The 19,522-nt window shown below is 57.2% G+C and carries 11 protein-coding genes and 1 pseudogene; 2 read left to right on the forward strand and 10 right to left on the reverse strand.

Annotation, left to right across the window (positions count from 1 at the left end):
• Positions 1–51: 51 nt before the first annotated feature.
• Positions 52–1,716: a hypothetical protein gene (locus CSC70_RS12695; protein ID WP_162457005.1), complete on the forward strand. Its 1,665-nt coding sequence runs from the start codon at positions 52–54 to the stop codon at positions 1,714–1,716.
• Positions 1,717–1,724: 8 nt separating this feature from the next.
• On the opposite strand, the gene CSC70_RS12700 is transcribed toward CSC70_RS12695, so the two are convergent.
• From CSC70_RS12700 to CSC70_RS12740, 9 genes and pseudogenes are all read right to left on the reverse strand, one after another.
• Positions 1,725–4,484: a glycosyltransferase family 2 protein gene (locus CSC70_RS12700; RefSeq protein ID WP_162457006.1), complete on the reverse strand. Its 2,760-nt coding sequence runs from the start codon at positions 4,482–4,484 to the stop codon at positions 1,725–1,727.
• Between the two features lie 8 nt (positions 4,485–4,492).
• The gene (locus CSC70_RS12705; RefSeq protein ID WP_162457007.1) at positions 4,493–5,908 is read right to left on the reverse strand and encodes a class I SAM-dependent methyltransferase; all 1,416 of its coding nucleotides are present in this window, start codon (positions 5,906–5,908) and stop codon (positions 4,493–4,495) included.
• A gap of 100 nt (positions 5,909–6,008) precedes the next feature.
• Positions 6,009–7,622, reverse strand: coding sequence for a hypothetical protein (locus CSC70_RS12710; RefSeq protein WP_162457008.1), 1,614 nt, complete (start codon positions 7,620–7,622; stop codon positions 6,009–6,011).
• Positions 7,623–7,743: 121 nt separating this feature from the next.
• Positions 7,744–8,194, reverse strand: a pseudogene (locus CSC70_RS14910) (integrase core domain-containing protein); the annotation flags it as partial.
• 135 nt (positions 8,195–8,329) lie between these two features.
• Positions 8,330–10,753, reverse strand: coding sequence for a glycosyltransferase family A protein (locus CSC70_RS12720; protein ID WP_162457010.1), 2,424 nt, complete (start codon positions 10,751–10,753; stop codon positions 8,330–8,332).
• A 33-nt stretch (positions 10,754–10,786) separates the two neighbouring features.
• On the reverse strand, positions 10,787–12,067 hold the full coding sequence (gene tviB / locus CSC70_RS12725; protein ID WP_162457011.1) for a Vi polysaccharide biosynthesis UDP-N-acetylglucosamine C-6 dehydrogenase TviB: 1,281 nt from the start codon (positions 12,065–12,067) through the stop codon (positions 10,787–10,789).
• Between the two features lie 376 nt (positions 12,068–12,443).
• On the reverse strand, positions 12,444–14,219 hold the full coding sequence (locus tag CSC70_RS12730) for a hypothetical protein (RefSeq protein ID WP_162457012.1): 1,776 nt from the start codon (positions 14,217–14,219) through the stop codon (positions 12,444–12,446).
• A 22-nt stretch (positions 14,220–14,241) separates the two neighbouring features.
• The gene (locus CSC70_RS12735; RefSeq protein ID WP_162457013.1) at positions 14,242–17,118 is read right to left on the reverse strand and encodes a glycosyltransferase; all 2,877 of its coding nucleotides are present in this window, start codon (positions 17,116–17,118) and stop codon (positions 14,242–14,244) included.
• Entirely contained in the window at positions 17,115–17,765 is a 651-nt protein-coding gene (locus CSC70_RS12740) for a glycosyltransferase (protein WP_211369488.1), read from the reverse strand. Before CSC70_RS12740 ends, CSC70_RS12735 begins: the two co-directional genes overlap by 4 nt.
• A 197-nt stretch (positions 17,766–17,962) precedes the next feature.
• Between CSC70_RS12740 and CSC70_RS12745 the strand changes: the two genes are divergently transcribed.
• Complete coding sequence (locus tag CSC70_RS12745; protein WP_162457015.1) at positions 17,963–18,133, forward strand: hypothetical protein; 171 nt, start codon at positions 17,963–17,965, stop codon at positions 18,131–18,133.
• 224 nt (positions 18,134–18,357) lie between these two features.
• On the opposite strand, the gene CSC70_RS12750 is transcribed toward CSC70_RS12745, so the two are convergent.
• Positions 18,358–19,518: an ABC transporter ATP-binding protein gene (locus tag CSC70_RS12750; protein ID WP_162457016.1), complete on the reverse strand. Its 1,161-nt coding sequence runs from the start codon at positions 19,516–19,518 to the stop codon at positions 18,358–18,360.
• Between the last annotated feature and the right edge of the window lie 4 nt (positions 19,519–19,522).

Here is a 19,522-nt window from a genome sequence, read left to right on the forward strand (position 1 = left end):
GGATTCCCCTTACGACAGGCCTTGTCATCGCTATTCCGACCGGAATTTCTATTGGCGCTTGCGCTTGCCATATACACTTTTTCCAGTGCCTGGATACAGGCCGACACCACTCCCGTCGGGGCTCCACCCGATGAATGGGCACATATCAGCTATATAGACGACATCTACACAGGCAAAGGCCTGATACCCGACTACGCCAACGCCACGATACTGCCTAGCCGAAGCCGCGGAAACTACCTGGGCCACCCGCCGCTTTACTACACCGCTTCCGCATTGGCCGGCAAGACGCTTGGCTGGGACGCCCCGTCCGAGAACCCGCTTCCCTACAGGCTATTCAGCGCCACCCTGTTTTCGCTCGGCATGGGCCTCTGGATCCTGGCCGGGAAAAACCTCGGGCTGAATTCCACCACACTTGTCGCCATGGTTGCTGGAACCATGGCAATTCCCATGTTCCCCTACCTTGCTGGCAGCATCAACAATGACAACCTTGGCTATCTTTCCGTGGCCATTTCAGGCTTCGGTGCTAGCCTTCTTAGGAAAAACTCCCGAGCGGCATTCTGGATAGCCGCAGCAGGGCTTGCAATGGCGCTCTTAACAAAAGCGACGGCCGGATTGTTCCTGTTGATATTTCTCGGCATTCTCCTTGGCTTCCACCTATATTCCTACAGGTCTCGCAAAGAGTGGATCCATGCAATTGCCCCCACCATGATGGTGATCGTCATTGCAGGCACCTACTTCATTCCTACGGTAATACACCATGGGAGTGCCTTTCCGAAAAGCGCCGAACTTTATACCGAGCTGGGACCACCTGACAGCCCAGTGGGACTGACTGAATCCGCCGCCGAATCCTTCAGACAGATGTGGGCACGTCTTCCCATGATCGCCTCGCACCAGTCCCTGATCGTGTTCGATAAGCATGACACGCACGTATTTTATGCCATGCTGATACTTGCAACACTGGCGTTTCTCGCATCTATCAGTTTCCCGCATCACCGACGACAGGCACGATCGTCGCCCACGGCATGGTACGGATATGCAACGGCAGTCGCTTTCCTGGTAGCGATGTTGGCTACCATGCTCGTCCATTTCATTGTCGTGTTTCGCGGATACCAGCTGCATGGAGTGTTCGCCGCATTGCAACCCCGCTATTACAACTATGCATTGCCTGGATTTTTCGTCCTGGCCTTCCAGGCATGGAGAAATAATGCGATTGTTCGTAGCCTGTTCGTAGGCTACTGCTTGACTGCTTCGTACCTGATTGCCATTTCTCCGCCACGACTCACCTTCTCACAGTCAGCGAAGTTCACCGAGCCCGCCATCATGGAAATACACATTCCAGCATTCCCCCCTGCCAGTTCCTCACGGCCAACGATCCTTAATGCCCCAGCTGGCCATGTGGACAGCTTCAATATCAAAAGCGGGAATATCGAAGTTCGTGGATGGGGCATCGATGCCAGCCGGAAAACCCCCGCCGTGCGCATCTGGATACTCCTGGATGGACAGTCGATCGGGACCATTCCAACAGGCCTCTCCCGTCCGGATGTTGCCAACGCCCTGCATTCGCCGCCCGCCATGAGGTCCGGATTCAAGGCTAAACTGGTTCTAGACAAAAATGACTTGGACCCTTGCCGTGTACAACTTGCCGCTGAACAGGCCGATGGTTCACTTACACCAATACGAAACAGGCATTGTCAAAACCGAATTGATGGGAGATAAATCCTGCGTCAGGCAGTCCTGGGAGGGAATGCCAAGTCCTCCCCCCAACCCGTGAGGGCCAGATTCGGGTTGTAAGCAGGGTCATGCTCAAGGACATCTTTCCAGCGCTCTTGCATGAACCTTACTTCGGAGTGGAAGCGCGCCAGGCGATCTTCGCTTTCATCAGCCCCACGAGTTGCCGACTCGTGATGTACGAGTTCCGCGAACGGGGTCCAGAGATTTCGATATCCAGCCTCACCAACCCGCAAGCAAAAGTCAACATCGTTGAATGCGACTTTCAGGCGTTCATCCAACCCGCCGACAGACTCATAAACACTACGGCGGATGACCAAGCAAGCCGCAGTCACTGCGGATAAATTTTGCGCTACGAGTGCACGGGCGCCATGCCCAGGGTAACCCTTGGGAGAGTGGCAATACGCGTGGTTGGCAACTCCGCCCACCCCCAATATCACGCCGGCATGCTGAATGTTGCCATCAGGGTAGTACAACATCGCACCAACTGCACCAATCTCTGGACGCAATGCGTGAGCAGCCATCTCGCTCAACCAGTCCTGTTTAACCACCTCAATATCGTTGTTCATTAAGCACAGCAATTCGCCATCACAGTGTCGAACCGCGAAATTATTGATGGCGGAAAAGTTGAATGGATACGGATAAGACAACACGCGCACCTTGGGGTACGTTGCCAGTTTAGCCAGATATTGCAGTGCATCTGGCTCTTCCGACCCATTGTCGACGACTACGACCTCGAAGTTCGAATACTTCGTTTTCGACAATAGGCTTTCAATGCATGTCTCAAGCAGGCCTGCCCTGTCGCGGGTGGGAATAACGATATTCACTTTAGGTTGTGGAGACGGCAGCGGCCATACCACGCGATAATGTCCATGTGGCAACCCCTCAACCGCTGCGCCCGGGCACGCCTTGCGCATGTGATCGTGCACCGCTTTCAGGCCTGCGTCTGCCGCATAATCCTTCTCGTCCCGGTGCAGCGCCGTAGAACCTTCTATGGCACGCCAGTGGTAAAGAATCTTCGGGATATGTGCAATCTGTTCCGCATGCAAAAACGAAGTGCAGCGCAGGAAAAGGTCATGATCCTGGCTGCCCTCATAGCCCTTGCGAAATCCACCAGCCTCCCGCGCAAGTGCAGTGTCGATCACCGCCAGATGGCACAAGTAGTTCTGTGACAGCAGAAGGTCAGGATTCCAGTCCGGTTTGAAGTTGGGATGAAACCTTTCCCCCAATTCGTTTATCTTGTCCTCGTCCGAATAGATGAATCGGACACTTGGATCATTGACAATCACCTCGGCGACGCTTGCCAACGCGTGCACCTGCAATTCGTCGTCATGATCCAGAAGGGCAACGAATTCGCCTTGGGCCATCTGCAGCGAAGTATTGGAACTTTCCGCGATGTGCCCGTTCTTGTCGCGGTACACTACGCGGATCCGGTCATCCTTCGCCGCGTATTCGTCCAGTACCTTGCGCACGTGCCTCGAAGAGGACGCATCGTCGGCAATGCACAACTCCCAGTTCCGGTACGTCTGCCGCAATACGCTATCCAGGCATTGCCGCAACCACCTCTCCGGCGTCTCGTATACCGGAAGCAGGACCGAGATCAGTGGTCCGTTTCCCATGCCTGCGGCACGCTTCTGCAGCCTGTCCAGGTCATCACCGTGCACAGTGTCGTAACTCGAAACCCAACGCCGGTAATCAAGCCGACCCGGTACGTAGCGTGCCCTTAAGCGGTCATGCCGTTGCTGTACCGCCGCCTGAAGTCCGGACGCTCTTACTGTATAAAGGAAATCCACAAATGCTTTACGGATTTCTTTCCAATCGGTCTCGTCACCCTCCGATTCACTGCGCAGCAAATCCCACAATGCACGCAGTCTCGATATCCTCAGCAAGCGGCAATCCTGCAGACTGAATTCCGTACAGTTTGTAGTTGGGTCGAAGCGGAGTGACTGCACATCATGCGCCAACAGTACCAACCCGCGAATCCAACCGGTCTGGTCAGGCGTAGGCAACTCGATGGCGTCCGCCTGGATGTGGCCACTGCCGTAATCCGGGAAAAGGCACGGGGCAATGATCCGGCGCCTGTCGTCCAGCAAACGACATTCGAACCAGTACCAACCTGCAGGCAGCCGGAATGTGCTGCCCATCACTAGAAATTGCGGGTCGTTGCCCGTGCACTTCCATGAGTTGCCGCCCAGTTCCGATACAATGCGCTCCAACTGCGATACCGGGACCAGCCATGTCATCATGGCTGGTCCCAGAACGCTTCGGCGCAGTTGCAGTTTCGAATGCAACTCCTGACGGTCTATTATCCCATTGGCGTCAAGATAGTGCCGCCACACGCCATCCTTGATGCCGGACATGCGCGAAACAACGGCCGCGTGCACCAGATTCCAGCAGGCACGCAACGCACCGACGATACCGGCGGCGGAAAATCGGCCCGGTCGGCCCGCCAACACCTGCCAGGCAGCCTTCCATTTACTGATGGGCCGGGGATCGAAACCAGACAGCGCGTCACTCAGCACGCCGTCATCATCATCAACCTCGAACTCGATATTTAAGGCCGGGCTACGCAACGGGAAGACCAGTTGCAGACGCTTCACTCCCCCGGTGTCCACTTGAACGACGATAGACTCGTTGCTCGGGGCTCCGTCCCCGCTGTCGTAATCCGGCTTGATGACAAGACGACCGTCTTTCACCGGCGCATTCAGGCCTACATCGATGGCATACCAACCAGCCGGTCTCCTGTCTGCATCCATTCTCCCGCTCAACCCCGCAGACGCTCGATGTCGCCGGATGCCAATAACTCCCCAACCGTCTTGGCAATGCTCAACGGATAACCTTGTGCTACGCCTTCATGAGCTGGCAGAACCTCAAAACCATCGAGAATACCGTCATCCACATCTTCCGGATCCAGTGACAGATCAGCCACGAAGCCAAGCAGGGCGTGACTGGTGGACATGCTTTTCTGCACATCGGGCCGCAACTGCTTCTCGAACCTGTCCACCAGGCAGGACTTCGTGCCTGCCTTTACCGTCAGTTGTTGCGGCAGCGAACCATTGCCATCCACCGCCCAGCCACGGATCCGCAACGTGTTGCCGGTAAGCTTCAACTCATCAACGAATCCCACCGCCGCATATCGGCTGTCCTCACCAACAACAGGATCCGGCAGAACATCGCCAAGCGAGAGATAGAATGCTTCGGCCCGTTTCGCCAGCTCCTCGCCAGGCAAGGGACTCGGCCCGTATCGCTCCCAGCATATCTGCACGGGCAGATAGCCCGATTCCGACAATATACGCTCGACGTCAGCGTGATACTGAGCCGGCACATATCCATCTACCGCAAAATCCTTGCCATCGGCCTCACTCGCCCACAAACGAACCAGCTCATCGCCCAGCCCCTGGTCGAAGACCTGCTGAATCGCCTGGTCCAGCGTGAATGGAGAGTAGTTGCGGGACAAGGCTTCGTACAATGCTGGCGATGCATCCAACCTGCCCTGGGCGACAAGCGACGCTTTCTGGTCACCAGAAACTATCAGGACATTTGCCGGCTCGAACAACGAAGCGGCGATACTGGACTTTCCATATCCAGGGGGTTGCATCAAAAGGTAGGCCAGCGGCCGACGACGGCTTACATGGATCACATGCCGGCGCACCGGGTCGCCGGCCTGGGCAATACTGGGTCCCATCCATTTCCAAGCATACCCCCGCAATATCTCACGCAGCTTCGGCATGGTCGGAAAGTAGCGCTCGTCGATGCCGCGCTCCACCTTGACCCATTCGCTCTTGTCGGAGGAAGCAATGCCAAGTTCCAACACCAGCACACCATTGACTGCCAGCAGGTTCACCAGACGCCCAATCAGTTCCGCCTGGTCCTCAGCGTAATGCAGGGCGGAAGCCAGCAGGATCACGTCAAACGGGCCTGCAGGCAATTGGTCCCAACTCCGGTTATGAAACTCGCAATCGGGAAAGCGCTGGCGGGCACGCTCGATGAAAAGGCGGCTGTAGTCGACACCCACCACTCGTTGCGCACCCTGAGACTTGGCAAACCCGCAAAAGAACCCCTCGTTGCAGCCTACGTCCAGGAAGTCGCGGCCCTCCAGATCAGGCAGAAGCAGCGCCTTGAGCTTGTCAAGTGTGTGGGAAGCCCCGGCTGCATCCGGGAAAGACTGGTATTGGGCCATGGCGCTGTAATTTTATGGTGAGAGTAGTCGAACGGGAAATAAGCATTTCGCGCAAACAAGCCGCGTTTGCATCGGAATGACGGTCCGCGGAGTTGCTGCGTCAGGTTCCGGTTGGCTGCCTACCCTCACTGGCGCCGTACCGGATGAAATGCAGGAGTGGATCGATATCAGCCTGGCGGACGTCGGGATAGGTAGCCAAGTAGTATGCCGGATCAAATCCCGGTCCGGGCATCCGCCCTTCCCTCCAGCCATGGACATGGTAATGCTCGGCCGCATCCTTGCCAGCCTGTCTGACGTCCTCGTGCATCGCCAGATACCAATCGGCATCGAACCATTGGCTTCCCCGGATCTCAGCGAGTTCATGCTCCTGCACAAGTCCTGCCCTGATCTTGGCCCTACGCTTAAGGATGGACTTCGGCACCATCCTCCAGACCAGCCTTCGAACCAGAATCGACAGTAGGGCACGGCTGCGGACAATCGACAAGTCTGGCCCACGCTCGATACTGGCCCGCAATTCGGCTTGCACCGATCCCAGCTGAAATTTCAACGCATCCACTTCACGATCCGACTCCATCAGACGCAGATAGTACCGCTCCAGCTCCTCCTGGACCTGATGCAGCTGGGTCAGCAAAAGCTCGTTTTCCTCACCAGCACTGCGGAGCTTCTCATACTGCGACACGCTCTGTTCTTGCAGTCGCGCCAGCGCATTGGCATTCACTGCTTTTTCATCTTGCAGAGCGAGTTGGCTCCGGGAAAACTCATCGCCTACCCGGCGAACTTCGCCATGCAAACGCAACATCACCTGGGAAACGAAGCTACGTTGACGCAGTAGGGCCTCCCAAGCCGCAGCCGCCGCGCCCTGTGCCTCGCGCGGCGGCGCGTCCAGCGGCAGGTTGGCGGCGGATTGAAGTTCGGCGTAGAGCTGCATGACAGCGGGATGGTGGCCGAGTACATCGTCAATGAGATAACGCTCTGTCGGATCGGCCCGCAACAGAGCAGCTGCTTGCTGCGGCTCGACGCTCGTGTCGTGAAAGGCTGAGCTCAGCTCTTGCTGCAACGGCATTGGCGAGAACGACAGATTGTCGCCCGATGGGCCAGCCAATGCCGCCACACTCGGGGAGGGCGATAGGGGCGTATCCAGCAAGGGCTGCAGTTCCTTCACATAGCGATCCGTGGCCCGCTGTACCTGCCGGGCATGAACCAGCAAGCTGCGCCCCGCGTGACGCAGATGGAAGCGCAGTAGTGCCCCGTTATAAGCAACCCAATTGTCCAGCAGGCGGTGAAGATCCTGCCCTGATGGGAGCATCTCACCTCCCTCCCCCCGCCCGCGGGCCGCATCCATCAGCACGCGATGAGGGTCGTCATAGACCAGCACAAAGGTGAGTTGCGGATCCAACCCTTCCCAATAGTCCAGTGCGTAAATGGCCTGTGGGTCGGCCCAGCCCCAGAGGGGTTGCTCCAGGTTGCCGAGCATCAAATCCAACGCCATGCCTTGCCACACGGGGGCGGCTTCGATCTGGGAAAAATCCTCTTCATCCGTCACACTCTCAATCGGCGCCACCTTGTGCGCCTTGCACAAGATGGCGGTAATGGCCTGGGGCAACAGGCCCTCGCGTTGCGACGGCAACGCCGTGGCCATACCGTATTCTTGCAGCAGGGACAACACGCTCCCATACCCAGATGCCGGATGGCCGACAATGACGATCTTATTCATATTCTAACTTACTGACCAGACTTGCCTTGAGCGCGAGATAATACAACATCAACAACGACGAATCTCATCAACCGGCGGACAATCCGTAATCCATCAGCAACGCCGAAAATCCGCGCCCGACTCACTCAAAAAACTTGACTAATTGTTCGAGCCACTCATTCCTAGAGAATGGCTTCAGGTCGCCTAGGCTTGAATGGGGCCGGATCTGATTGTAGTGCTGTGACCTACCACCACTGCCCGATCTCGATCCGTGCCTCGGTACGGTTGCGAAACCACTCCACCGACAAGCATTCGTCGTAGAACTTACCATTGAAGCTCTCGGTAGCGCCGTTCTGCCGCGGCTTGCCCACAGTGTCGATCAATGCCATGCCAGCCCCACGCCGGTGGCCCAGCGCAGCAGGCACGGGTCACAAGCTCCATGCCGCTGTCCAAACACAGCGCCCGGGGTGCATCCCGCAGGATGATTAACTGCGACAGAATTTCGATCGCCTGCGGCGAGCAGATCGAACCGGCCACGTCGATTGCCAAGTTCTCGTGGCCGTACTTGCCCACTGCGTCAAGCACTTCAACTCGGGAGAACCGCCAAGTCGCGGTATTTACTGGACCAAGAACAAGCTCAGCACACATCTGGGAAATCGCTTTCCAACGTTCAACACCGAGCAGCTGAACCTTTTAGAATCCCGTATCAAATCGACTGAAACTACCGATCACAGAACTGGAACAAGTTCAACGGTGTGCCAGTTCGCCTTGAGCATCCCTGCCGCCAGACGCTTCTTGCTCTCCCGCACAATCTTTTTCCGATACTCCGAGTCAAACCCAGTATCGGGAGATGCGGTTAGATTCTCACCACTAACACGCCGAATAAACCAATTAGCGGCCGGATCGCTCACCACCTGACGGCCGGTCATTTTCAACCTGTTGATCAGGTCACTATCCATCCCGACACGCTGTTCGTTATAAGCACCCACAGCCTCAAACGCTCCCATTTCAATTAAAACAATGCCATGAGCTGGCCTACAGACCTCCTTCAGCGCCCGAGAATTAGGATCAAAACGATAATCCATAGAATGATATGCAGCCAATTCTTTCCCGAATTTACCATAGAAAGATTCACAACCAGCATCAAGAATGCTCTTCACTATCTCAGTGAACTCGATCTTCGGCTTGCTATTTCCAGCATCGAAAAATGGAACCTCTGTAAAGTCAACCAGATTGAACCTTATCCCGCAGACACGCCGGTCCTTATTCTTATGGTCAAAATACCTATTTAAGCAGTCCCTCACTAATCCCCTTGGCATCAAATCATCGCAATCAAAGGTCAAGACAAGCCCATCTCGTCTAGGAATTTTTTTCAGCAATGAATTTTTAATTATGTATGGACCCACGTTCTCTATGGAGTTCCAGAACTGAACAGTCGCTCCATATTTGACAGAAAGTTTCTTCGCCATCAATGAGGTCTCTCGACAAGCATCAATTCCCACCAGAACCTGCAGCGATGGAACATCCAGCCGTTGCGCCAAGATTGAATCCAGACACCCTTCCAAATATAGTTTTGCCTTGAAAGCAGGTATCACAACCGTAACAGACGGGTCGGCCGACAAATCAACCGTCGGCTTATCGTCCCGCCTGCCATACCCGTCTTCGACAATCCGTTGCAGCCCGGTCAATACTTCATCAAACCAGACGGGGTTTGCTGATGCTTGATGTATGAAATCGGCAACCCGGAAATCGCCCCGTTTCCAAGGCCCCCAAGACGGACGAATCGCCACGGAATGCGAATAGCCAATCGTTGAAATGTCGCGGCAGACGGGCTTTTTCTTGAGCCAATTTTTTTCACCCGGCACCAGTCGGTTCGGGAACTGTACCCGCCAAAACACGGCATCAGCCTGCTGCTGCTTGATGACGGCGGCCAGCTTAGTCAATGCAGAACGGTCGACAAAACAATCATCATCATCCAGATACAGTACATAGCCCTGCCTGGCGAATGGCAGCAGAGAATTGAAATATTCGTTGAATGGAAACCAGATTCCATACTGGTCGCCATCAGGTTTCTCTGGAACCTCTCCATCCCATTTTCGCAATGGAATCCTGAGGCACGGCAATTTGGCGATGTAATCTTCAGATTCCGGATCATCGAAACCAACAACAATGTTAGTGTTCTTGTAATCCTGATCCATTATCGATGCGATGCAATCGTGAAAATAGTTCGGGCGACCGCTGGTTCGGATCAAAATATTGAACAGCGGCAGGTCATCGACCCATTTATCACGAACGAGATCCAGCAATTCGGACTCGGAGCGGGCCACGGAAACCGTTGCGCCGGACAAGCATGGGTACCAGCCATAAAAAGAATTGATATCCGGATTCAGCTCATGGCATTTTTTGGAAAAAACAATGTTCTCCCCACCAAAATAGGACGCCAATATACCAAGGCCGCCGTTGGAACTGATGAACTTCTCACAGCCGGCGTACAGCTTGCACTGAAGTTCGTTGATGGATTTATCAGGATTCCGCTTTAATAATTCGGCGAATGTAATTATTCCCGACAAATCGAGGCCCTGCATTCGATCAGGAGATTGCTCGAACGCCGCATGATCCTCATATTTTTCGCTGAAGTGCGAAGTCTCCAGATAGACGATCTGATACTTCTCGCGCAACAGGGCGAAGATGCGATTTAATGTTTCAGCATCAAGAAAATTGATCGGATCTCCATTCCACTCCGAATTGATACGGTTGGAAATGATCAGCGTTGGTTTTGCAAACCCAATGGCACTGGACTGATAATGTTCTCTGTACGGAGTTGACGCAAACAGATTCCAGTCGAGCTGCCGACGATGGATATCGGCGTTCGGGAATCCGGCCTGCTGTAGTTTCTTTACATTTCCATAGCTGCGCGGCTCATCCATCTCATCATGCTGAGGCGAGAACCAATACAATGCCTTGGTGTCATAGCCAGACACGCTGCGCCGCAACAGGCCTTTTTGATGCAAATGCCAAGCCAACGGGATAGCCGAAAGCAACTCATAGCCGAACTCCGGCAATCCGCTGTAAATCGTGTATGTCCCGTCGTCATGTTTGGAAACATATGGAGGGATTTCTGGAATCTCCATTCCTCTTGAATGTTCATTCATAACGAAGTCCGATTTCGACCAATCCGATAGCGCTCACAGTCGAATATCCGCTGCTTCCAACGGCAGCACATGCTTCAGGTCGTACAGCACATGCTCCGGCTTGCCCAACTTGCGGATGTCCGCCGCGCCCATGGCCGTGAACTTGTCGTGGGCCACGGCCAGCACGATGCCGTCGTACGCGCCGGCCTCCGGCTGGCCGATCAGCGAGTACCCGTATTCGTGCTTCGCCTCTTCGGGATCCGCCCATGGATCGTAGATATCCACGTCCACGTCGTATTGACGCAGCTCGTCGATAATGTCAGCCACCTTTGTGTTCCGCAGGTCCGGGCAGTTTTCCTTGAAGGTCAGGCCCAGCATCAATACGCGCGCCCCTTGTACATGGATGCGCCGCTTGGTCATGGTCTTGACGAGTTGCGAGGCGACATAAGCCCCCATTGCATCGTTCAGGCGGCAACCAGCCAGCATGATCTCGGGGTGCAGGCCGATAGCTTGCGCCTTGTGGATCAGGTAATACGGATCGACCCCAATGCAATGTCCGCCCACCAGACCCGGACGGAAGGGCAGGAAGTTCCACTTTGTTCCCGCCGCTTCCAGCACCGCTTGGGTATCGATACCCATCTTGTTGAACACCAGCGCTAGTTCGTTGATGAGTGCTATATTGAGACCACGCTGGGTATTCTCGATGACCTTGGATGCTTCGGCCACGCGGATACTGGGGGCCTTGTGCGTGCCAGCGACGACGATTTCGCGATAGAGAGCGTCCACCACGTCAGCGACTTCGGGAGTAGAACCAGAAGTTACCTTCTTAATGGTGCTGACGCCTCGGTTTTTGTCGCCGGGGTTAATGCGTTCGGGGCTGTAGCCAACGAAGAAGTCCCGGTTGAATCTCAGGCCAGATACGCGCTCCAGCACCGGGACGCAGTCTTCTTCGGTCGCGCCGGGATAGACGGTGGATTCGTAGACGACGATGTCGCCGCGCTTGAGTACCGCGCCGATCGTTTCGCTGGCCTTGACCAGCGGTGTCAAGTCGGGCTGTTTATAGTCGTCGATCGGCGTTGGCACGGTGACGATGAACACGTTGGCCTGGGCCAAGTCTTCGGGTTGCGTGGTATAGCGCAACCGTCCGGCACGGGCCAGTTCGGCGTCGTCTACTTCCAGGGTGTGATCGTGCCCAGCTTGCAGGGCCCGGATACGCGCGGCATTGATATCGAAGCCGATGACAGGCCGTTTTTTCCCGAACTCGACGGCCAACGGCAATCCGACGTAACCGAGGCCGACAATAGCGAGCCGAATGCTGCTGTAAGAAATTTCCATGTCTGCGTGTGCCCATTCCAAATTGTCTTGAGTCTTGCTTCGCCCGGCGCCAAGATGACTCCTTGAGCCGGCAACGTTCTTCTCCGCTTCCCGGTTTGCCGGGGCGAGCCGCCTCGAACGCTCTCGGAATTGGGGAGGTTCAGGCTTGCCTCGCTGAATTCCCCCTTAGCCACCCAGATTCCATCCATGCTGAATGTCTTGACTACAGGTTCCGAGCATAGGCCGTCGGAACAGGGGATTGGCCGGCAACCATACAGGCGGATCGCGCCTATAATCCATAAGGCTCTGTATTCTATATGCCTCCCCGACCGTGCGGTGTCGCATCGGACCATTCGCGTTAACGGGTAGCTTGTCGCACGAAATCGCCATCGCCAGGTCAGTCGTAGTTGCGCGCCCAGTACAGGCCCTTCTCGCTGGGCTTGCTTGTCGCGATCGCGCGGATCGAGCGCTTCTTCCAGTATGTGCGCCAGAGTTCGATGACGGCTTTTTCCTCGGGGCGGCTGGCGTCATCCAGCACCACGTCCACTTCGTGCCGCGCAAAGTATTTGAACACCAGCGGAACCGCCGGATAGCGGGCATTGGGGCAGGTTGAGCCAGGCGGGCCGTCCACCAGCACCAGCACGCGCTTGGGCGGCGCGCCCAACTGCTTGGCAAGCGTGGCAAGCGTGGCATCGCAGTCGTAGTGCAGATAGTGCCCCGTGTCGTCCTGCCAATCCACCAGCGGTGCGTGGTTCAACGCCACCCATTCAAGCAGGCCCTGGGTTTCGAGCATGGCCTTGGTCTTGTTCAGATAGAGCTTGTCGTGCTCAAAAGTGCACACAGGACGGGGGGCGCGCACCGGCAGCGACTTCACGCCCTTGCTGGCCTTGGCCGCCCTGGGCAATGCCTCCGGTCGGCTAATCTTCAAGGTCCTGGCAAACAAGGCCGTGGAGGTACCGCTGCCGAACTCGATGATGAGATCGTGCCGGCGCTCGCGGATGTGTTCGATGAGAAAGAGGCCAATATCCGGACTGATAGGCCAACCGTGGAAATTCGAAAGACTGTCGCCGTTGCTTAGATAGTTCTGGATGGAGATGAAGTCTTCGATCTGCTTGACGCTGTTCGCCAGGCTTTTGTCGAAACTGGCACGCAACTGCTTTTCCACGTCATTGATGCTTTGCTGGCAAGCCTCCAACTGCTTGGACTGAGCTTGCTGCAACTGCTCCCGCAGCGCCTTCTGCGCCTGTTCGGATACCTGCTTCGCCTGATCTTCCGCCTGCCTGGCCGACCTGCTCGCCTCCTGATGTGCCTCCATCAGGTCCGCCTTTTCCTTTGCCCACGCCTCCTGCGCTGACTTGAGCTGCTCTTGCGCTTGCCGCAACTGCTCCTGCAACGCCTTCTGCGCCTGCTCGGATGCCTGCTTCGCCTGATCCGCCGCCTGCCTGGCCGACTCGCTCGCCGCCTGATAAGCCTGCTCGGCGGCCTTCAGCCGATGGGCAGTATCTCGGACATACAAAACATGCGCCAAGGCAGGGTGGCGCTCGGCCTGACCGTGTATGCAGCGCAGGCCGACCGCATGCAGCACCTGGTCCACCGCCTGTTGATCGGCCAGCAGTTCGGGGGACAGATCGCTGGCCACGCGCACCAAAGCCACGTCCAGTTGCGGCAACAGTTTCGCGCCGCCTTGCAGCAAGGCAGCGGCAGGCAGGCAATCCAACACTAGCCAGTTGATCTGCCCCCCGGCCTCGGCGTACAGGGCGTCCAGGGTGGTGGCGTCTTCGATAAGGGCGTCCTGCTCGGCACCCAGATGCGGCCACAGTTTTTGCAGGCTCTGGGCCGGCAGTAATCCGCTTTCGGCCGGGTTGCTGACACGATGGAAGGTTGCAGTTCCCGCCGCTGGAGCCACCACATCACGCCAGGAAGTCCAGCCGCCATCAGCGTCAAAGTTGCGCCGCAAGTTCCGATACTGGTGTTCGTCGCCTTCAACAAGGTGCACTGCCACACCGGCAGAGGCGACACCCCGACTTTGCAGCCATCGCACCCAGGAACCTTTGCCCGCGCCCGCGCCAACGAGCATCACCCCCTCAGGAGGCAGTACGACGCGCAGGACATCCAGCCACGCAGTCATGGGTAGCCGTTTGGTGTTGCCGATTTTCGCTTCGACCTGGTTCAACAGATTGCCTTTGTTCGCTCGCTCAGGAGGTATCACCGTATCGCTGATGGCCTTGATTATATGAACAAGTCTGCGCCTGCTGCAGGATCGACCCCGCCGGCTGGGCATGCGCGATGGCTTCCAGGCAGTTCCGATAGATCGCCTGATATTGGGCAGCCATCGCCACGGTGCTGCCATTACGGCCGGGGCCAGCCTGCCAACGACCGACTTCCGCGATGCGCTCGGCACGATCGCCTGGTTCGTCGGACAGGCGGATCAGCAACCCATATAGCGCCACCGGGTCGGTGGGAAATTCCAGCAACCACCCCCCACCCTGTTCACGTATCCGCTCCCCGACCGCACCGATGTCGATACCGACCACCGGCAAGCCAGCGGCCCAGCACTCGGTCAGCGTATGACAGTACGTCTCGGGCCAGATAGAAAGAACCGCGGCCAAGTCGGGAGCGATGGCCTCGACCCGATCAGCAAATTCCCCGCGATCATAGGCCCCATGTTCGATTACCAAATCTTCAAGTGCTGACGGGCTGTTTCCCAGCACATGCAATTCGATACGCCCCTCCACATCCAGAGCCTTGAGACCATGAACCAACTCAATGCCCTTGTGGACCGACAGGTTGCCAGGCAAGAGCACACGAAGCGGCCTGCCAAGCCGAGCCTGTACCGGCTCCGGCCCCGGCAGGAACCGTTCGAAATCCCGGCCATGAGGAATGATGTGAAAGTTGTCAGCTCGGGCGGCGACCCCGGGCAGCGCCTCGCAGATCAGCCGGCGCGCGGTTGGCGACGTCGTGACGAACGCCGACACTCCGGCCAACACCTGCTGCATGCGGCGCTGCCAATGCGCCAAACCGGCAGGGGTCATGGGCAATAGCGTCGGGTCGTGATGCCACAACGGGTTGGGCGCGTGACCAGGCACCCCAGACGCATGGAAAACCGCATCATTGTCCAGCAAATGCACGCTCGGGCAAACACAGTAGTAATCATGGAACGACATTACGACAGGGATACCTAGGCTACGTGCCGTTTCAACCAAGCCAAGCCCGTGCCAGACCAGATGCCGAACATGCATCAGATCGATCCCAAGCCGCAACAGCAATGCGCACACGGCCTGGTCGTACTCTAGGCTCACGTGACTGGCGAAACGCAACGGCTCGGACAGCGTGATGCGTTCGATCAGTTCATAGCCGTTCTCACCTGCACGCAGCAGCTCCAGCCTGTGGCCGTCGCTGGCCAATGCATAGGCGTCGAATCGGCCCGCAACGGCGCGCATCAGGTCGGCGTTGGTCTGCGGCGTCCCTCCTATGCGCGTCGATATCACGTACAGGATGCGCGGTTTCGGATGGTATCCGCCGGAGGCCAGACGCTGGAACTGACGCCCGATCCGGTAACGCGCCTCGATGAAACCCGGTGATACACTGATCGCGCGAATCGCCGCTTCGTAGTGCGGATGGCGTTCGCACACGCGCCTGAAACCGACCCCGGCCAAGGCGTCCCGACGCTCACTGAACGAAGCCGAGCGCCGGTGCCGTACGTAGACTGTCGGCTCCACCCAATGCGTCCAGCCAGCGGCAGCAGCCCGCATGCACAGATCGTTTTCCTCGCCATAGCCCTCCGGGAATGCGATCTCGTCGAAACCACCGACGGCATCGAGCATTGCACGCCGCATATACAGGCAGAAACCGTTGCCGGTCGGAACCTCGAATGGCTGGGCCGCTGTATCCTCAACGGCGCGAGCCAGCGCATCGCCATCGATCATCCCGGATGGCGGACGATTGCCGGGTGCAGGCACGGAGAATTCACCAGCCGCGTTGGACACTGCCGTTACCGTGCCAATACGCTCGTGGGCTGTAGCGGTTGCCTTGAGCCGGCGCAACCAGTGCGGTCCAACCACCGTGTCGCTGTTGAGCAGGACGACGTCGTCACGGCTTGCCAGCACTAGGCCGCAGTTCACCGTTCGCGTGTAGCCTAGGTTCTGCGCGTGGCGCTCGACCCGGATACCCAAGCATCCTTCCAGTCGTTGCAACAATTGCGCAATGCCGGGGTCGGTGCTGGCATCATCGATCACCAGCAGGCTGTCCTGTTCGCCGAAATGTGTATGTTCCAGCAACGCGTCCAGGCATTCGGCAACGGCTTCTACGGCATTGTGTACCGGGACGATCACCGTGCAGTGGACCCTGCGCAAATCGGTGACGGACGCCTCGCCAAGCGCACCCGGAGACGGCAGCATCGTTCGCCGCCCGAGCATCAGCCCGTAACGCAGGAAATGGTCTAGCGGCGCCAGCGGGGAAGCCGCGGCATCCACGTAACGCGCCCGATAGTAGTGCCCATCAAAACGCGCGGAGGTGTCGAAATCGCTCCTCAACGGTGAAGCCAGGTAGTGGACCAGGGGGTTGGTGTCATCGCCCGGTGACATGTGCACAGACTGGTAATAACGAGTATCGAAATAGGGATTCGGCAGGCGCCCTTCGCCAGCACCGTATTCGAGATAGTGCTGCAACGGCTCCATGCCAACCGACCGCACGTCGTCGTACGTCGCGAGGTAGTAGTCGGCATCGAACAATGCCGTATCGGCGATCATGGCTCGCTCTTTTTCAAATGGAGCCGGGACCGCATGCGGCGGCGGCGCGTCGATCCGGTAGCGCCGCCTGCCTTCGACGCGCCCAAACTGCAGGTAGTGAAGCAGCGGGTTCATGTCGGCAGCTGCGACATCAGGGTTGACCGACAGATAATGGTTACTGCTGAATTCAGGCCCGGGATCCAGGTCAGCGCTGGCGCCAGCGCTCAGGTAGTGGGCGATAGCATCTTCGATCGTCGACACGCCCGGGTGTCTACGCAGGTACCAGTCAAGATCGAAGAGGCCGCTGTCCACGACCATGGCAATGTCGTCCGCGGAAGGATTCATGCCTGTTCCTTCTCCGCTGTGCCAAGCCCGATCGCATCCAGATGTGGGCCGAGACGGGTTGCCCAGCCATGAGTCTTGGAAAACGCTTCAAACCGTTCGCGTGGCGGTCGACCGTCGGCAAGGCAATCCGATACTGCCGCGATGGAAGTCTCCGTATCGGTCGCCAAGGTCAACAAGCCCGGCACCGGCTCGATGTTGGGTACTGCGGTTACGACCACGGGCACGCCATTGGCCAAGTAAACGTACGCCTTGAGTGGGTTCATATGACGGGTCAATTCCATTCGCCGGTGCGGAATAAGACCCACGTCGAAACCCGACAGCCAGGCACCAAGCCTATCGTAAGGCACCACTCCGGGCATGCGGACGTTCGGATAGCGCAGCAACGATTTCACTTCCGGGTTCGCATGAGTCGAGCCAACAAGCACCAGTCGGCAATCGGGGAACGTCTCGGCGAGCCTGGACAGGAGCGGAATGTCAATCTTGGCCTCTAGATTGCCGACGAAGTCGAGCGTGCACCCCACGAAAGCCAAGTGTTCACGCAACGCGTCGTCTGCATCGTCGATTACCGGCTTTCGATAGCACAGAAAATACGAACTCACCATGAAATCATAATAATACTCCTGCTCAAAAGCATCTAGCAGGTCCATGCGCACCGTGATGGGGCGAGTGAACTGGCTGGCAGGTCGGCTCCGCGTCGCCACGATCCTCTTGGTCGCCTGCAGCCCCCACCAATCACAGGCTCGCCTATCCACCCTGGAAAAACACCTCATCCAAGGGCTTGAGCAGATAGCAGCTGTCGTTGACCAACAGCACTCCGTCGCACCTGCCAATCTCGTCCCAACCAATGTCCAAGCTGGATCTCCTGCAGACCCAGCCGACCAATCACCTTCCAAACCTGCAAATAGATTCCCATATCCGTCAAAAAAGTTTTCCGATTATGTATCGCCATCCCGAACGGCGCGCATTGTTGCCAGGAAATGGGCGTATTTCTGCTCGGCAGGGCTACCTCGCATGATGCTTTGGCGCGACCGATTCAGACGGATAAAACATCAAGCGGAAACTCCACTTTGACGCACCATCCGACTCCATGCCGCTGACAACCACTCTACGGAAGGCTGCTCGGAATACACAAATACAGCTTGCGCACTTTGTATTGAAATATTCCAGGCAGATTCTCATACTCATCTTAAATACAAACCGCTTAGCCCTCATCGCAGATCATTGCGTCTGCCGCACCTGCTACGGCAATTCATGCATCACACCCGCCGCCAGCCGTAAACTGGTGCCGGCAATGCCATCCGGATCTCCGCCAAGCACCCTGAAGTCCTTGCCGAGATCCCAGATCCGCAAAGCTCCGGGCACCATCACCTCGGCACGGAAGCCGCATTCGCCTTGGCTCAGGCCCAGATGGCCGACCACATCCGGACGACTGACCCGTTCGTAGCTCTCGGCCAGATAACGCTGGCCATCAACCTGCAGGGCAAGGCCCTTTGGCAGGGCGCCCTCGGTGTCAACCATCCAGCCTTTAACCAGGAATCGACCATCGCCTTGGGCGATGACCGATTCGACTACCCCGTATGTGCGCGCGGCAGTCTCAGCCTGACTGCCGCCCCCTCCCTCTGCCAACATGGCATCGGCATGAGGATTCTCACGCAACTCGGCAAGTAATTCATGATAGCGACGTAGTGAGGACACGATGTCACCCGCATGGATCAACCTGCCACCTTCCAGCACAATGCCCTTGTTGCAAATGTCACGCAACAGGCCGACGCTATGGCTAGCCAAGACCACGACCTTGCTGCCGCCGACACGACTGCGCATGCGCTCCTTGGCTTGGGCCATGAAATTGGCATCACCGGTGCCCACCCATTCATCCATCAACATAATGTCATGCTGTACGGAAGTGGAAATAGCAAAGCCCAGGCGCATACGCTGCCCAGACGAGAGCGTACGCAGTAGATGATTGGCCTTGTGGGCTAACCCGGCAAACTCCAGGATGCTTTCCATCTGCGCCTTCAGCAATGCGGATTTCATGCCCATCGCAACACCACGCAGGATGATGTTTTCCCGCACAGTAGCGTAACCGTTGAAACCCAGCGCCATGTTTAACAGCGCCTGGCAGCTTCCGAATATTTCGATAGAGCCATTGGTGGGCCGATATACACCATTGAGAACACGTAACAAGGTGCTTTTACCGGCGCCGTTGCGGCCGAGAATGGCCAAACGATCACCCTCGCCTATATCCAGCGATACGCTGTCCAGAAGCTTCACCAGCCGGCGCTGCGGCGGACTGAACGCAGCGTTGCGGAACAGGCTCCCCCACCCTTTGACTTCGTGCTCACGCTGAAAATAGGCCGGAACTTCCAAACTCAGGTTGCGAACGCGTATATGCACACTCATACCG

The sequence above is a fragment of the Pseudoxanthomonas kalamensis DSM 18571 genome (assembly GCF_010211745.1).
In the GTDB taxonomy this organism is placed as follows: domain Bacteria; phylum Pseudomonadota; class Gammaproteobacteria; order Xanthomonadales; family Xanthomonadaceae; genus Pseudoxanthomonas_A; species Pseudoxanthomonas_A kalamensis.

What these genes read in the sequence shown, in the direction of transcription:
- CSC70_RS12700 (WP_162457006.1), bottom strand. Translation starts at nt 4,484, where the DNA reads ATGGATGCAGACAGGAGACCGGCTGGTTGGTATGCCATCGATGTAGGC.
- CSC70_RS12705 (WP_162457007.1), bottom strand. Translation starts at nt 5,908, where the DNA reads ATGGCCCAATACCAGTCTTTCCCGGATGCAGCCGGGGCTTCCCACACA.
- CSC70_RS12710 (WP_162457008.1), bottom strand. Translation starts at nt 7,622, where the DNA reads ATGAATAAGATCGTCATTGTCGGCCATCCGGCATCTGGGTATGGGAGC.
- CSC70_RS12720 (WP_162457010.1), bottom strand. Translation starts at nt 10,753, where the DNA reads ATGAATGAACATTCAAGAGGAATGGAGATTCCAGAAATCCCTCCATAT.
- tviB (WP_162457011.1), bottom strand. Translation starts at nt 12,067, where the DNA reads ATGGAAATTTCTTACAGCAGCATTCGGCTCGCTATTGTCGGCCTCGGT.
- CSC70_RS12735 (WP_162457013.1), bottom strand. Translation starts at nt 17,118, where the DNA reads ATGAATCCTTCCGCGGACGACATTGCCATGGTCGTGGACAGCGGCCTC.
- CSC70_RS12740 (WP_211369488.1), bottom strand. Translation starts at nt 17,765, where the DNA reads ATGGACCTGCTAGATGCTTTTGAGCAGGAGTATTATTATGATTTCATG.
- CSC70_RS12745 (WP_162457015.1), top strand. Translation starts at nt 17,963, where the DNA reads ATGTCCAAGCTGGATCTCCTGCAGACCCAGCCGACCAATCACCTTCCA.
- CSC70_RS12750 (WP_162457016.1), bottom strand. Translation starts at nt 19,518, where the DNA reads ATGAGTGTGCATATACGCGTTCGCAACCTGAGTTTGGAAGTTCCGGCC.